This window comes from Leptospira langatensis, from assembly GCF_004770615.1.
Taxonomy (GTDB): Bacteria; Spirochaetota; Leptospiria; order Leptospirales; family Leptospiraceae; genus Leptospira_B; species Leptospira_B langatensis.
Window position 1 is genome coordinate 296,186 of the sequence record NZ_RQER01000006.1, and the last position, 13,326, is coordinate 309,511.

Here is a 13,326-nt window from a genome sequence, read left to right on the forward strand (position 1 = left end):
TTCGGCGGGAAGAAACTCCCGCCGATATGGGAGGTTCAAAGGGCTGATTAAGCAGTTTTCTTTGCTGGAGCTGCTGGAGCAGGAGTTGCTTTTTTAACAACAGTCTCAGTAACTTCGCTGAATTTAGCCTTAATAGCGTCAATTTGCTCTTGAGGAACGATTTTCTTAGCTTCCTCAACAATTTGGCTATAGATTTCAAGGGCCTTAGCGCGAGAATCTTCGTAGGTTTTGTTAGCTGCGGTGGTCAGTTCTTTCGCTTCGTTCAAGAATTTGTCTACGAACTCACGAACACGAACAGAAGCTTCTGAATTGTCGGAAGCGCCTTTAGCTGCGAGTTCTTGGAAACTCTTAGTAAAATCTGCTTTCGCTTTTTCCAGACCTTCTTGACCGCTCTTAACAATACCGAGACCTGCGTTTAGGATATCTAGAATTTGTTTTTCCATTTTGTGCTCCTTGGGCGCGTCGTTGTGCGACGCACAATCCACTTTTAGTGCATAGCACAACGGTCGTCAAGGAAAAAATGAAAATTTTTTCCAGAGCCTTTTTTTGGCCCGAAAAATGCAATGCGACGCAATTATGTCAGAGATTTTGGGTTTATTCGCGATTTGGAGCGAATCTGAATAAGGATTTGTTTAGGAGGCGAATATTCATTTCGGTCGCTGTCTTTAGACCGGAATAGAGAAGCAGGCTCTTCTTGGCTATGGACAATCGTTCGTTCTTCTTTTCTTCTAAGGTAAGTTCCGTATCATAACCCTCTGTGATCGCCAAGATGACTCTCTGTAAACTGATGCCCAAAAATTCGGTCAGTCCTTTTTTCGAACTGATCGCATCGTCTATGGAGGATATTTCGCGTAACGCGACTCGGATAGAATCCTTGTCCTTCTCTCCTTTTTGGATGAGGTCGTAGATCTTCTTAGACAAGGCTTCTCCCTTACCTACTTGGATCTTGAATTCTTTTAATTCCTTATGAACTTTGAGAAGGGATCCCAACATGTTCTTCCGATCGATTGCCGGCTCTTTGGGAGATCGTATCTTAAGCCGGACTTCCTCTACTGCTGACAGATCGGTAGGATTTTCTTGGAACCAATTGGCAAAGTTTGTAGCGATAATTCCCTCAAGCCTCGCCCCGTCCTTGCCTAGGTTTCTCCAAGGACGATCCTTTTGTCTTTCTTCAAACCATTTCTTAAAGATAAGAAGTTTTTCGTTTGTCCTTAGTTTCTTTCCGTTTACAGACTCTACCCATTTTGCGGGAAGCGCAGTCATTTGTTTATAGTTATGATGTTCCCGTCTAAACTTACGTGATTCTTGGAAATTCAGTCTTTCCTCCAAGATTGCCCCCTTACAATGGGCTTGTGTGCCCGGAAAGGAAAGATCCTGCCCTAGCAATAGTATGGATCTTGCATCCATCTTCTCCGCAAGACTGGTTGCATTCGTAGAAACAGATCCTCCGAAATCTACGGACCCTAATCCTTCTGGGGTCGCTTCTTCTACCAGTTTGATCCAAGGAAAAGGAGAAGAAGTTATAAATTGATCTCTCTCCATATAAGGCATTCTTAATGAATGATAGGAAGTGGTCGGATCGAATACAAACCTGGCCTTGCCGGTATAGCCTTCTAAATATTTGGAATTGAGAGGCTGAGGATCCACGCTGAATACTAGATCCGGATCTATTCCCATTTTTTGAAGGATGAGTAACGCAGTATCTACCGCGATCAGTAGGAAATTTTCCCTATATTCCTTTAACTCAGGTAAGGAAAGATAGAGAGAAGGACCCGCTCCGCAGACCACCACATCCACTTTGGATCTGCAGATACCGAAGAGTTCTCGGATCGGTTGTAGATCCGCTAACTCCGGAAGATTTCTGAGAAAATTCCCGGTCCAGACCTTCTCAAATCTAGTAAGTGTAGCTGTATTTACATCCTTTTTATGAAAGAATGTTTCCGCAAGAAATCTGAGTTCCTGGTATTCTTCCGTCTTCCATTGCAAGCTTCCTCTATGAGGGATAAAACTGACCGGCAATCCCGAGATCCCTTTAAAGCCCTCGTAAAACGCATTTTCCTCATACGGAGGAAGGAATACTCTCAATCGCCCGGATTTTATGAATTCGGAAAAATCGTAGATAGAGAACGCATAACGTATGATCTCCGGAAATGGTTCCATCCAGACACAGATGATCTTATCGAATTCGAGAGCATGCCTGATGGAATAACCGAGCCCTGCCCCGAAGAAAAGGAATGCTCTCTCTTCGTCTCCCTTATTCAACTCGGCTAGTTGTCGAACGGATTCTGTCCAAGGATCTCTCGTACTATGTAAATAAACGGTACCGATCTTAAGAGTAGGAAGGCCTGTATTCGTTTCTAAGAGCTCTAATTCCTGTTCAGAAGATTCGATCCTCTCCGCAGCCTCTGGAGCTAAGCTTCTAAGGATCTCCAGGTTTTTCTCTAACAGTTCCGAGTTAACCTCGTTCATTGGAAGAATATATTGATCCTTTTTCCTTCGTACGAAGATCCTGCTGCAGGTTCTTGTTCGTAACAGAATCCGCTTCCGTGCAGTTTATAAGGAACTTCTAATGGAGCGAGTAGCTCTATGACTTCTCTCTTGCTTTTCCCGGAAAGATCAGGTAGACGATCCGACTTGTAATGCAAAGGTTTGCGATCCAGCTTGGGAAGTCGAACGTCTACGGTTCTTTCTCCCTGCTCTATGATAGGAATGATATTCTCTACCACTTCTCTGAATACGGGAGCGGCAAGTCCTCCTCCCGTATGGCTGTCTCCTCTCGGCTCATCGAATAAGATCAAGCCAACGACTTTAGGCTTATCCGCAGGAAAAAATCCTAAGAAGGACGCGGACCATAATCCGTCTTGGTATCCTCGACCGGATACGGATTTCTGTCCTGTTCCGGTCTTTCCGGCGATGGAATATTCTTGGATATAAGCGTTCTTTCCCGTTCCGGCTTGGACCACTCTGGTCATCGCTCTCAAAAGTTTTTCGGTACTATATTCTTTGATCCCCACGGGAGCTTCTTCGGAGCGGAATTCATGCAGCACCTCTCCGTATGGATCGGTAATATGGGAAACTACTCTAGGAGTGATGAACCTTCCCCCATTCACAATGGAAGCGGCGGATGCAACTAGCTGGATCGGAGTTACGGAGATCCCCTGTCCGATCGCCATGAACATAGGAGTCGTAGGAGTCCATTTGTTCAAGTTCGGCATGTATCCGACCGACTCATTCGGAAGAAGTCCCGATCTGTCCCCAAAACGAAATCGCTTCATATATTCGAAAAGTACATCGTTCGGGATCTTAGAAGCCGCTTTGATAATACCGGCATTGCAAGAATACTGCAATATCTCCTCTAAGTTGACCTTTCCGTGGACGTGAGTGCATTTGATCCTGGTCTTTCCGTAATCCACATAACCTGGACATTCGAATTTTTCGTCCGGACGTATTAAATTTTCATTAAGTAATATACTCGCGAGAAAGATCTTCATCGTGGAACCGGGTTCGTATACGTGACGAACGGCCCAGTTGGTATGAGTATATTCTTCGAAAGAGGCATATCGATTCGGATCGAAAGAAGGAAAACTCGCCATAGCCAATATTCTTCCAGTATGGATCTCCATTAGGAGCCCGACTGCTCTTTTGGCTCCTGTCTCTTCGAATCTTTTGCCTAATGCTTTTTCTAATTTGAATTGTATAAGACCGTCCAAGGTCAAATGCACGTTAGCCCCTCGAGTCGGATCGCTATCCGTCGGGGTCATGAGTTCTCGATTATAATAATATTCTAAACCGGAGAGAGCCTTATCGTCGTCCATTCCTGTAAAGCCGATAAGGCTCGCCGCGAGACTTCCATGAGGATATACTCTCTTGAATTCTCTTTCTCTACGAACTCCGGGCAAGGCCATTTCCATGACCCGACTCGCTGTCGTATCGTCTATCTCTCTCTTTAAAAGAAAGTATCTGCTCTTCTCTCGGATCAAGGACTCGATCCTTTCCGGAGGAATGTCTAGATATGGAGAGATCTGTACTGCGGTAAAGTTCGGATCGTACACATTGCCTGGGTAGATCCCTATGGTAGAAGAATCAATGGAAAGAGCCAGTTCAATCCCTCTCCTATCGTAGATGGCTCCTCTTAGGATCCTTTCTCCGTTCTTGAATGCGATCTCTCTATCGTTGAAGAAAACTAGAAAGCCGACACGAAATAGGAGCCCTGTAAAAAATACGCAGAGTAGAACGAATAGGATCGTGAACCGTTTGCGGTTTAAGAGATTATAATCCATTCCTTCGATTCTTTCCCATTTCTAGTTTCGGCCTTTTTCAGAATAGGAGAAGAGCTTTTTCAGTACAAGTGAAATCTTCTCCTTTTCCTTAGACTAAAACCCATTAAGAACGGAGCTTTTCGAAAGAAGTCAGTTCCCACATCTCGAAGTTGGAAAGACCCAAAGGAACCTGCAATGTCTAGAAACTTGCGATCACCTTTCCTCTGAGTTTTCGAAAAGGGATCAGCCCATAGTTTCGGGAGTCGGTGGAGAACTCTCTGTTATCCCCTAATACCAAAATATATCCCGGAGGAATGCGACCCGAATCTCCTATCTCAATATTCCCCGCAACACCGATCACAGGAAGAATGGAATTGGAAGGTGGCTGTGTTTTATAACCTGAATTGATGAATGGCTCTTCGAGAGAAGAATCGTTGATGAGTATCCTTCCCTCCGAAAAACGAAAGAAGTCTCCTTCTAGACCGACCACTCTTTTTAAACTGAGTTCCGTTCCGATCCCATCCAAGACAAGAACATCGAATCGATCCACACTCGGATCCCAGAGAGGAATCACCCAAGGACCGATCTGAGCCGGGAAGCCCCATTTTTTTACGATGACCCAATCATTTTCCTTATAGCTAGGCATCATGCTAGTCCCACTGATCAAATAGAATTGGATCACGAAGATACGAAGAAAGAGCACAAGGAAAACGGCAAAGAGTACCGGGAAGGCTAGCCTAATCCATCGAAAGATCGGATGATTCAATGAAGTAAAATAACGAATCAATGACTGCATGGATATAAACTGACATATTTATACTTAAACTCCGAGTGATCGAGAAAGAAATTGTCTTGCAGGCTTTTAAATTTTCTCCGAATCTTAAGCAATGTCCTCGAACAGTCCAGTCTCCAGCTATATTTCTAGATTCCAGGCCGAGAAAGGTTCCATAAAAGCCTTTTTATCCAAGTTTCCTTTTTACGGAGACATCCTGAAAAATCATCAGTATTATGATGCGGACAGACTCGCAAGAGCGGAGCTTTCCAAAAGATTGGATTCCTTAAAAGAACCGATCCGAAGGATCGAAGAAGATTTCGTAAAAGACAGAAGGTTGGATCTAATCGGCTCTACAGAGGTCTTACTTTCACTAGTGGAAAGATTGAAAAACGAGATCGTCGGTGCAAGCTACGGATTGAACGGACTAGGTACCGGTTTCAAGGCTACCGAATCCGAATTAGAAGCGCTTGCAGAATGGGATTATTCCCTTCTTCATCATGCCGAAGAATTAGCCGAAAAGTGTAAGGCTCACGGTCTGACTAGGGAGTCTACAATGGACTCGGTAAGAGATTGGGTAAGCAAGTTCCGAGGAGAACTGGACGAATTCGATTCCGCTTTGAAGAAAAGAAGGGATGTCTTTCTAAAACAATAATCTGATTTTTGATTTGCCCTAAGTTAATACGGGAATAAAATATTTCCAAGGAGTTTGTATGGCATTAATAGACGTGATCAAATACGAGGGACAACCGGGAGAAGTTGTCTGGAAATTTCCCAGAAACGATATCAGTACTTTCGGACAACTCGTAGTAAACGAAAGCCAAGAGGCTATCTTCTTTAAGGAAGGGAAAGCCCTGGATGTTTTCGGAGCGGGAACCCATACCTTAAAGACCGGTAACGTTCCTATCTTGGAAAAATTGGTGAACCTTCCCTTCGGAGGACAAACTCCTTTCACTGCCGAAGTGGTTTTTATCAACAAGGCATTGGTGCAATTGAAATGGGGAACTCCCGCACCTGTCCAAGTCGAAGATCCGAAGTACATGATCACTCTGGGTCTGAGAGCAAACGGTTCTTATAATATCAAGATCACGGATTCAAAAGCATTCGCAGTGGGAGTAGTAGGAGCAAGAGGCGCTTACACCCAGGACCAAATTGATAGCTTCTTGCGTCCTATGATCGTGACCAGACTGAGTGATTTTCTGGCAGAAGTGGTCTTAAAATCGGGCGAGCCTATCACCAAGCTGAACCAATATCTGGAAGAAGCTTCCTCCGCAGGAAAAACAAAGATACAACCGGACTTCTCTAAGTACGGAATTGAGGTCGTGGATTTCTTCGTACAATCCATCAACTTCGATCAGAACGATCCGAATTTCCAAAAGATCCAAAAAGTACTCACAGACAAATTCGAGATCGAAACCCTCGGCGGAATGTACCAACAAAAAAGGATGTTGGATATCGGAGAGGCTGCAGCCAAGAACGAAAGCGGAAATGCAGGCCAAGGAATGTCTGCGGGCCTAGGTCTTGGTATGGGAATGAACATGGGAAATATGATGTCCGGAATGGCAGCAGGCCAGAACAATACCGGAGCAGCAAATAACCAAAACGATGCGAGCGCTCGTCTCCAGAAACTGAAGAGTATGCTGGATCAGGGCCTGATTTCCCAGGAAGAATTTGATGCCAAAAAAAAGGACATTTTAAACTCTATCTAAAGTATGAGTTTAACCTTCACCAAGTTGAAAGCGGAGTTCCGCTGTATCAACGATTCCTGCGGAGCTACTTACGATCTGAACGAGGTCGTATACGAATGTCGTAAATGTGGGAGCCTTCTACAAGTCTCCCACGACATAAACGCTCTCAAGGAAACTTCCGGAAAGGAATGGAGGGAATTATTCGACTCTCGATTGGGTTCGGTAAAATTCCCGAATACTTCCGGCATTTGGAATAAGAGAGAATGGGTTCTTCCTCAAGTAGAAGATTCCGAGATCGTAAGTTCCGGTGAAGGTCTATCGCATTTATTTCATTCCGAAAGACTGACCAAGCATTTCGGTTTGAGCGGATTATGGATCAAACAATGTGGGATCTCTCACACCGGTTCCTTCAAGGATCTTGGCATGACCGTTCTTCTCAGCCAGGTCAAACATATGTTAAATGCCGGAGTCAAGATCCGTGCAGTTGCCTGTGCGAGCTCCGGAGATACTTCTGCTGCCCTAGCTTCTTATGCTGCCAAAGCAGGAGTTCCAGCCATCATCTTCTTGCCCGCAGGTAAAGTCTCTCAGGCACAATTGATCCAGCCAGTTTCCAACGGAGCAAAAGTAATCGCACTCGAAACAGACTTCGACGGTTGCATGAAGATCGTAAAAGAAGTCACCAAAGAAGCCGGGATCTACTTGGCAAATTCCATGAACAGTCTCCGCATCGAAGGACAGAAAACGATCGCGCCTGAGATCGTGCAGCAGTTAGAATGGAATGTTCCGGATTGGGTGATCATTCCTGGAGGAAATCTAGGTAACGTGTCTGCATTAGGCGCAGGCTTCGAGATGGCCAAGGAATTAGGACTCATCGATAAACTACCGAGGATCGTGCTTGCCCAAGCGGAGAATGCGAATCCATTATACCTTTCTTATTTAAAGAATTTTGAAGAATTCAGTCCTATAGATGCAAAACCTACTCTTGCTTCCGCAATCCAGATCGGGAACCCGGTCTCCGTGCAAAAGGCAATCCGCACCTTAAAGAAATTCAATGGGATCGTAGAACAAGCGAGCGAGGCTGAACTTTCGGAGGCTTCTGCCAAGACGGACCTATTTGGATTGTACAATGATCCTCATACCGGGGTTGCGCTTGCGGCACTCTACAAACTCAGGACCAAGGGAACCATTTCCAAGGGAGAAAAAGTGGTCGTCATATCTACCGCTCACGGTTTGAAATTCACCGAATTCAAACTCAAATTCCATGAAGGAAAGATCCAAGGGACGGACCCTAAATTGGCGAACGTTATTCGCTCCTGCAAGCCAGAGGTAGGAGCCGTAATGGACGAAATTAGCGGTTTTTTGAATTCAGGTACGACTCTTAATCTAAAAGATATTCTGTAAGGTTTACCTGGAAAGGGCAGAAGACTTATTTCCTTACAAGTAAACGCTTGTTTTTTTTCAATTTTGCCTGAAATTATCTCTTCTTTTTTCGTAACACATTTTCGTTTTTTTCTCGTAAGCGAGGTAGGGTCCGTATAATCGAGAATCCAAATGTACGAGGGAATCGAGGAACTTCCCCAAGAATTCCTCTTCGAGGTCGAGACGGCCGTAAAAAAAGAAGAGCCGATATCGATCATTACCTACGTCCTGAGTACTCGGGGCGAAAATAAACTCAAACATATCCTTCAAAGTATACTCTCTAAATATCACAGAGAGGATCTAATCGAATTACTATTCACTTCCGCAAAAGAGCTGATCGTTAACGCGACAAAAGCAGCCATCAAACGCGTTCTATTCAAAGAGCTGGGTTTGAATATAGGAGATCCATCCCAGTACGACCTAGGAATGGAATCTTTTAAGGAAAACCTGGTCAGCAGAAAATTCCCTTATTATCGCAGAAAGATGAAGGAGCATGGTCTCTTCGTAAAAGTTACTGTGAGTTTTTCTTCCGATCGGATCGTTCTTCTCGTGCAGAATAATTTTACATTAGCAATACGAGAAGAAAAGAGGATCCGAGAGAAATTCGTTCATTCGAAAGAATTTGACAATCTCTTCGAATACTATATGAAATACGGTGATACCACAGAAGGTGCAGGAATGGGTATCACAATGGTTGAGATACTGGTAGCCCAAAGCGGCTATGACCGGCATTTGTTTACTATCTATAGTAGGCAGTCCGAAAATAGAACGGTTGCCAGAGTCGAGATCCCATTAGCGGATTCTTATGTACCTCGAAGACAAAGATATCAAAAATGGTTACAAGAAAAGGCTAGTGGCTTAGCATGACCTAATAAAGCCGCTAATATCGGTTAGGCCTGAGCAAACATGGAACAGAACCCGCAAACAAGCAAGCTCCAAGAACAGGCGAATCAAATGAATCTTGCCTTGGAATCCGTTCATACCGAAGAACAAGCAATCGAATTAATCCAAGGCAAAATCAAAGACGCCTATTTACTCAAACTACGGATCGATATCGAAAATAGAGCCGGAGTAGTTTTGGGATTACTCTCCCGATACAAGAACGAATTTCTGGAATTATACTCTTTATTCTCCAACGCTCCTACGATCCGTAAGATACGGACTTTCGAGGACTTCGGACAGATCTCTCACGATATCGCCGAAGCTGCGAGAGAAGAAGCTCCCGATCCGGGATTGTCCGAACAGATCGGAAGAATACTTCACACGAAGTTAAATAAACAAATATTAGAACAATATTATCCTATGTGGGATCGTAACGATCCTTCTGCTCTGATCAATCTCTTGGAGAATCAGATCAAGACTGCGATGAAGATCAATATGATCCGAGTCCAAGCCGACGTAGAATTCGTTTCCAGTTTGAAATGCAGAGGAAAGAGTTTCTTCACAGGTATAATACAGCCTATCGCAAAACCTCCTGAAGAAGTTGCCGAAGGCAGCGGTCCTGTGGACAATATCGATCCGGAAAAAGCGGCAGTGCTTAGACAGATCGAGACTATTCGCAAGGGCTTCGGAAGAGTGGTACAGGCTAAGACAATTCTCTCCCCCGTAAACGGGATCGACTTCGACGAGCTAAATGAAGGAGACAAGATCCTTCTGCAACTCCCTGCGGTTTCTCCTGAGGAAAAGGCGATCGCTAAGACCTTGGGTGCGATGGACAAGGATGGGAATGTTAAGCCTGTAATCGGTACCTTTGTAGGGATCGCTTCCGGCAAGAATGAATATCATATCTTTGCAAAAGGACCAGCAGGTGCGCTCTTGCAAGCCTTCGAAGAAAGACCAGTCCGTTTAGCCAGACCTAAGACTGCCGGAGGGGCTGCTCCTCGTCCTGCGGGAATGTCCGGCAAATCCGAATCCGGCGGTACTCTCAACTATGTGATCTTAGTGGGAGTGGTTCTCCTAGTGGGACTGCTTGCGTTTATTCTTTTGAAATAAGGAAACACGAGCGAACGGCTCCAAGAAAATAAAAAAGCCTCTCAGATCCGAGAGGCTTTTTTGTATCAGGATCGATCTTCTTAATCTTCTTAACCGACTACCAGATTCACAAGTTTGCCAGGAACATAGATCTCCTTTCGGATCTGCTTGCCATCCAAGAAGACTTGCACTTTGTCCAAGGCCTTTGCGATCTGGAGAGCTTCCTCCTGTCCTATTTCTTTCGGGGCCTTGAATTCTCCTCTTAGCTTTCCGTTTACCTGTACTACGATCAGTATCTCGTCATCCGTTAAATACTTTTCTTCGTAACTTGGAAAGGCTTCATAGGTTAAGGAATCCTTTTTGCCTGCCAGGGCCCAAAGCTCTTCCGCCAAATGGGGAGCGAACGGTGCGATCAAAAGCAGGAATGTCTCCAAGATCTTGCGTGGCCTACGAGTACTAGGTGTCAGCTCGTTCACGAAGATCATCAACTGAGAGATCGCTGTATTGAAGGAGAAATGATTGATATCGTCTTCTATCTTCTTGATGGTCCTGTGAAGTATCTTTAATTCGTCTTCGTTCGGCTCTATGTCTTCCAAACGGAAAGATTCCTCTGCTCCGGAATGATACAATCGCCAAACTCGATTCAGAAAACGAAAGACACCTTCGACTCCTCTGGTGCTCCAAGGCTTGACCATCTCGAACGGTCCCATGAACATTTCGAAAAGTCTCAGACTATCCGCTCCGAAATTTGTGACTACCTCGTCCGGATTGATCACATTCCCGAGAGACTTGGACATTTTTCTTTTGTCTTCCCCCAGGATCAGACCTTGGTGAACCAATTTCTTAAAAGGCTCCGGAGTGGTCACATGCCCAAGGTCGAATAGTACCTTATGCCAAAAGCGAGAATACAATAAGTGGAGTACAGCATGTTCCGCTCCGCCCACATATAAGTCCACGGGCATCCATGCCTTTTCCAATTCGGGATCCACAAATTGTTTCGGGTTCTCCGGATCAATATAACGCAGATAATACCAGCAAGAACCAGCCCATTGAGGCATGGTATTCGTTTCTCTGATCCCGATTTCTCCGGTTTCCGGATCCTTGTATTTCAACCAATCTCCTGCTAAAGCCAAAGGAGATTCTCCCGTTCCGGAAGGTTTAAATTCTGATAAATTAGGAAGTTCTAATGGAAGTTCCGATTCTGGGATTGCCTTACTGACCCCGGAAGGATAATGCACGAGAGGGATCGGTTCTCCCCAGTATCTTTGGCGGGCAAAGAGCCAGTCTCTTAGCTTGAACTGTACTTTCTTACGGCCGATATTCTTCTTTTCCGCCCAATCGGCGATCTTTGAGAATGCATCCTTGTATTTGAGACCGTCTATGGAGATCTCAGTAGAAGAAGAATTGATACAAACAGATTCCTTGGAATCGAAGGCACCTTGAGAAAGATCTCCTTGGATAACAGGTACAATTTCCAGGCCGAATGCCTTTGCGAACTCGTAGTCTCTTTGGTCATGGGCAGGAACAGCCATGATAGCACCTGTCCCATATCCATATAGAACGTAATCTCCGATCCAAACTTGGATCTTCTTAGAAGGATCCGCAGGATTCAAAACATAAGCACCCGTAAAGACTCCGGATTTTTCTTTAGAAAGTTCTGTTCTATCCAAATCACTCTTGAGAGCAGAAGTCTTTTTGTATTCCTGCACCTTCTCCCATTGTTCGGAAGAAGTAAGTACATCCACTAAAGGATGTTCCGGCGCAAGGACCATATAGGTCACACCGAATACTGTATCCGGACGAGTGGTATATACCTTCACACCACCGAGGCTGAGCTCTTTTACATTCCGAAGTTTTTCGTCCAGTTTTGCTTTCGCTTCTTCTACCCTTTTGGAAGTAGAAGATTCAAAAGGAAAAACGAGTTCAAGTCCCTCACTCTTTCCGATCCAATTCTTTTGCATTTCCAATGTGGATTGAGGCCAAGAAACAAGACTTAAGTCCTCTAATAATCTCTCCGCGTACGCGGTGATCCGCATCATGTATTGGCGCATCGGCTTGCGAACCACTTCGTAGCCCTTGCCTACCCATTCCTCTACTTCTTCGTTTGCAAGAACGGTTCCCAAACCGGGACACCAGTTTACAGGGATCTCCGCTTGGTACACTAAACGGAAATCGGAGAGTATCATATCCTTCTTTGCATTTGGATATTCCTTCCAATCCTTTGCGGAGAAGGCTTCGAGGTCCTCGAATCCTTCCGATCCTTTGGTCTCGAACCTTTTGATCAACTCGGAGATCGGTTTTGCTTGGGAAGCCTGCGGATCGTACCAGGATTCATACAGTTTCAGGAAGATCCATTGGGTGAATTTGTAGTATTTCGGGTCTGTGGTGGAGATTTCTCTATCCCAATCGTATGAAAGACCAATCAATTTGATCTGTCTTCGGAAATTATCCACATTTTGCTTGGTAGTTAAGGCAGGATGGATGCCTGTTTGCATAGCATATCGTTCTGCAGGAAGACCAAACGCATCCCATCCCATCGGATGAAGGACTTCAAAGCCTTTCATCCTCTTGTATCTGGAAACTATGTCCGTTGCCGTATAGCCCTCAGGGTGTCCAACGTGCAATCCCGCGCCTGAGGGATAAGGAAACATATCTAGACAATAGAATTTTGGCTTCTTAGAGTGTAGATCCGTCCGAAAAGAAGAGCCTTTTTCCCAGTATGATTGCCATTTTGATTCAATTTCCCGAAACGGATAGTCCATACCGTGAAGTTTTTTAGTCCGGCCTAGAATCCAATTCTTTTTTATGAAGCAGAAGGACCTTTCAGAAAGGGAACCTTACCGTACATACTCGGTCAGAAATGAAGAAAGCCGGTAGAAACCGGCTTTTAAGGAGCAAACTAAGCTGTAATTGCTTAGATGTAGTTAAAAATGGGATGGAAGGAAACGAACTTATTTACGTATGGAGTCAATAACCTTAATCAATCGTTTAAAAGTTTGGTTCAAGCAGTCACGACATAGATCGTACTGAAAGAGATTCGGCGTTTGTTTGCCGCATCCTTTGCAATTGAGTTGCTTGCTTTGCGCTCGGGTGAGTTCCGCTTCTTGTTCGTTGAATTCCGTCACAGTTAGTAATTGCATTTTGCTCCCAGAAAAATCCATCTAATATGTTTTTATTTACGGAGTGTAAATAAGTCCGAAGGTGAGTTGCGTTTTCG

Annotated in this window: 11 protein-coding genes; 5 read left to right on the plus strand and 6 right to left on the minus strand. The window is 44.7% G+C overall.

What is annotated here, in order from left to right:
• Positions 1 to 47: 47 nt before the first annotated feature.
• From EHO57_RS10660 to lepB, 4 genes are all read right to left on the minus strand, one after another.
• Positions 48 to 443, minus strand: a complete 396-nt coding sequence (locus tag EHO57_RS10660) for a phasin-related domain-containing protein (RefSeq protein WP_135644917.1) — start codon at positions 441 to 443, stop codon at positions 48 to 50.
• Between the two features lie 151 nt (positions 444 to 594).
• Positions 595 to 2,469: a motility associated factor glycosyltransferase family protein gene (locus tag EHO57_RS10665; protein WP_135644915.1), complete on the minus strand. Its 1,875-nt coding sequence runs from the start codon at positions 2,467 to 2,469 to the stop codon at positions 595 to 597.
• Complete coding sequence (locus EHO57_RS10670; RefSeq protein WP_135644913.1) at positions 2,466 to 4,280, minus strand: penicillin-binding protein; 1,815 nt, start codon at positions 4,278 to 4,280, stop codon at positions 2,466 to 2,468. The genes EHO57_RS10665 and EHO57_RS10670 overlap by 4 nt, the downstream gene beginning before the upstream one ends.
• Before the next feature lie 178 nt (positions 4,281 to 4,458).
• A complete protein-coding gene (gene lepB, locus EHO57_RS10675; RefSeq protein ID WP_135644911.1) occupies positions 4,459 to 5,055 on the minus strand; it encodes a signal peptidase I in 597 nt (198 codons plus the stop codon).
• Positions 5,056 to 5,146: 91 nt separating this feature from the next.
• On the opposite strand from lepB, the gene EHO57_RS10680 reads away from it, so the two are divergent.
• The 5 genes from EHO57_RS10680 to EHO57_RS10700 all read left to right on the plus strand — a co-directional run bounded on the left by EHO57_RS10680 (position 5,147) and on the right by EHO57_RS10700 (position 10,130).
• Complete coding sequence (locus EHO57_RS10680) at positions 5,147 to 5,686, plus strand: LIMLP_15305 family protein (protein WP_135644909.1); 540 nt, start codon at positions 5,147 to 5,149, stop codon at positions 5,684 to 5,686.
• Between the two features lie 58 nt (positions 5,687 to 5,744).
• The gene (locus EHO57_RS10685) at positions 5,745 to 6,740 is read left to right on the plus strand and encodes an SPFH domain-containing protein (protein WP_135644907.1); all 996 of its coding nucleotides are present in this window, start codon (positions 5,745 to 5,747) and stop codon (positions 6,738 to 6,740) included.
• 3 nt (positions 6,741 to 6,743) lie between these two features.
• A complete protein-coding gene (gene thrC, locus EHO57_RS10690) occupies positions 6,744 to 8,120 on the plus strand; it encodes a threonine synthase (protein WP_135644905.1) in 1,377 nt (458 codons plus the stop codon).
• Positions 8,121 to 8,270: 150 nt separating this feature from the next.
• Positions 8,271 to 9,005: a hypothetical protein gene (locus tag EHO57_RS10695; protein WP_135644903.1), complete on the plus strand. Its 735-nt coding sequence runs from the start codon at positions 8,271 to 8,273 to the stop codon at positions 9,003 to 9,005.
• A gap of 39 nt (positions 9,006 to 9,044) precedes the next feature.
• A complete protein-coding gene (locus EHO57_RS10700) occupies positions 9,045 to 10,130 on the plus strand; it encodes an LIC10486 family protein (protein ID WP_135644901.1) in 1,086 nt (361 codons plus the stop codon).
• Positions 10,131 to 10,219: 89 nt separating this feature from the next.
• On the opposite strand, the gene leuS is transcribed toward EHO57_RS10700, so the two are convergent.
• Positions 10,220 to 12,871: a leucine--tRNA ligase gene (gene leuS / locus EHO57_RS10705; RefSeq protein WP_135644899.1), complete on the minus strand. Its 2,652-nt coding sequence runs from the start codon at positions 12,869 to 12,871 to the stop codon at positions 10,220 to 10,222.
• Positions 12,872 to 13,060: 189 nt separating this feature from the next.
• Positions 13,061 to 13,270: a hypothetical protein gene (locus tag EHO57_RS10710; RefSeq protein WP_135644897.1), complete on the minus strand. Its 210-nt coding sequence runs from the start codon at positions 13,268 to 13,270 to the stop codon at positions 13,061 to 13,063.
• Between the last annotated feature and the right edge of the window lie 56 nt (positions 13,271 to 13,326).

What these genes read in the sequence shown, in the direction of transcription:
- EHO57_RS10660 (WP_135644917.1), bottom strand. Translation starts at nt 443, where the DNA reads ATGGAAAAACAAATTCTAGATATCCTAAACGCAGGTCTCGGTATTGTT.
- EHO57_RS10665 (WP_135644915.1), bottom strand. Translation starts at nt 2,469, where the DNA reads ATGAACGAGGTTAACTCGGAACTGTTAGAGAAAAACCTGGAGATCCTT.
- EHO57_RS10670 (WP_135644913.1), bottom strand. Translation starts at nt 4,280, where the DNA reads ATGGATTATAATCTCTTAAACCGCAAACGGTTCACGATCCTATTCGTT.
- lepB (WP_135644911.1), bottom strand. Translation starts at nt 5,055, where the DNA reads ATGCAGTCATTGATTCGTTATTTTACTTCATTGAATCATCCGATCTTT.
- EHO57_RS10680 (WP_135644909.1), top strand. Translation starts at nt 5,147, where the DNA reads ATGTCCTCGAACAGTCCAGTCTCCAGCTATATTTCTAGATTCCAGGCC.
- EHO57_RS10685 (WP_135644907.1), top strand. Translation starts at nt 5,745, where the DNA reads ATGGCATTAATAGACGTGATCAAATACGAGGGACAACCGGGAGAAGTT.
- thrC (WP_135644905.1), top strand. Translation starts at nt 6,744, where the DNA reads ATGAGTTTAACCTTCACCAAGTTGAAAGCGGAGTTCCGCTGTATCAAC.
- EHO57_RS10695 (WP_135644903.1), top strand. Translation starts at nt 8,271, where the DNA reads ATGTACGAGGGAATCGAGGAACTTCCCCAAGAATTCCTCTTCGAGGTC.
- EHO57_RS10700 (WP_135644901.1), top strand. Translation starts at nt 9,045, where the DNA reads ATGGAACAGAACCCGCAAACAAGCAAGCTCCAAGAACAGGCGAATCAA.
- leuS (WP_135644899.1), bottom strand. Translation starts at nt 12,871, where the DNA reads ATGGACTATCCGTTTCGGGAAATTGAATCAAAATGGCAATCATACTGG.
- EHO57_RS10710 (WP_135644897.1), bottom strand. Translation starts at nt 13,270, where the DNA reads ATGGATTTTTCTGGGAGCAAAATGCAATTACTAACTGTGACGGAATTC.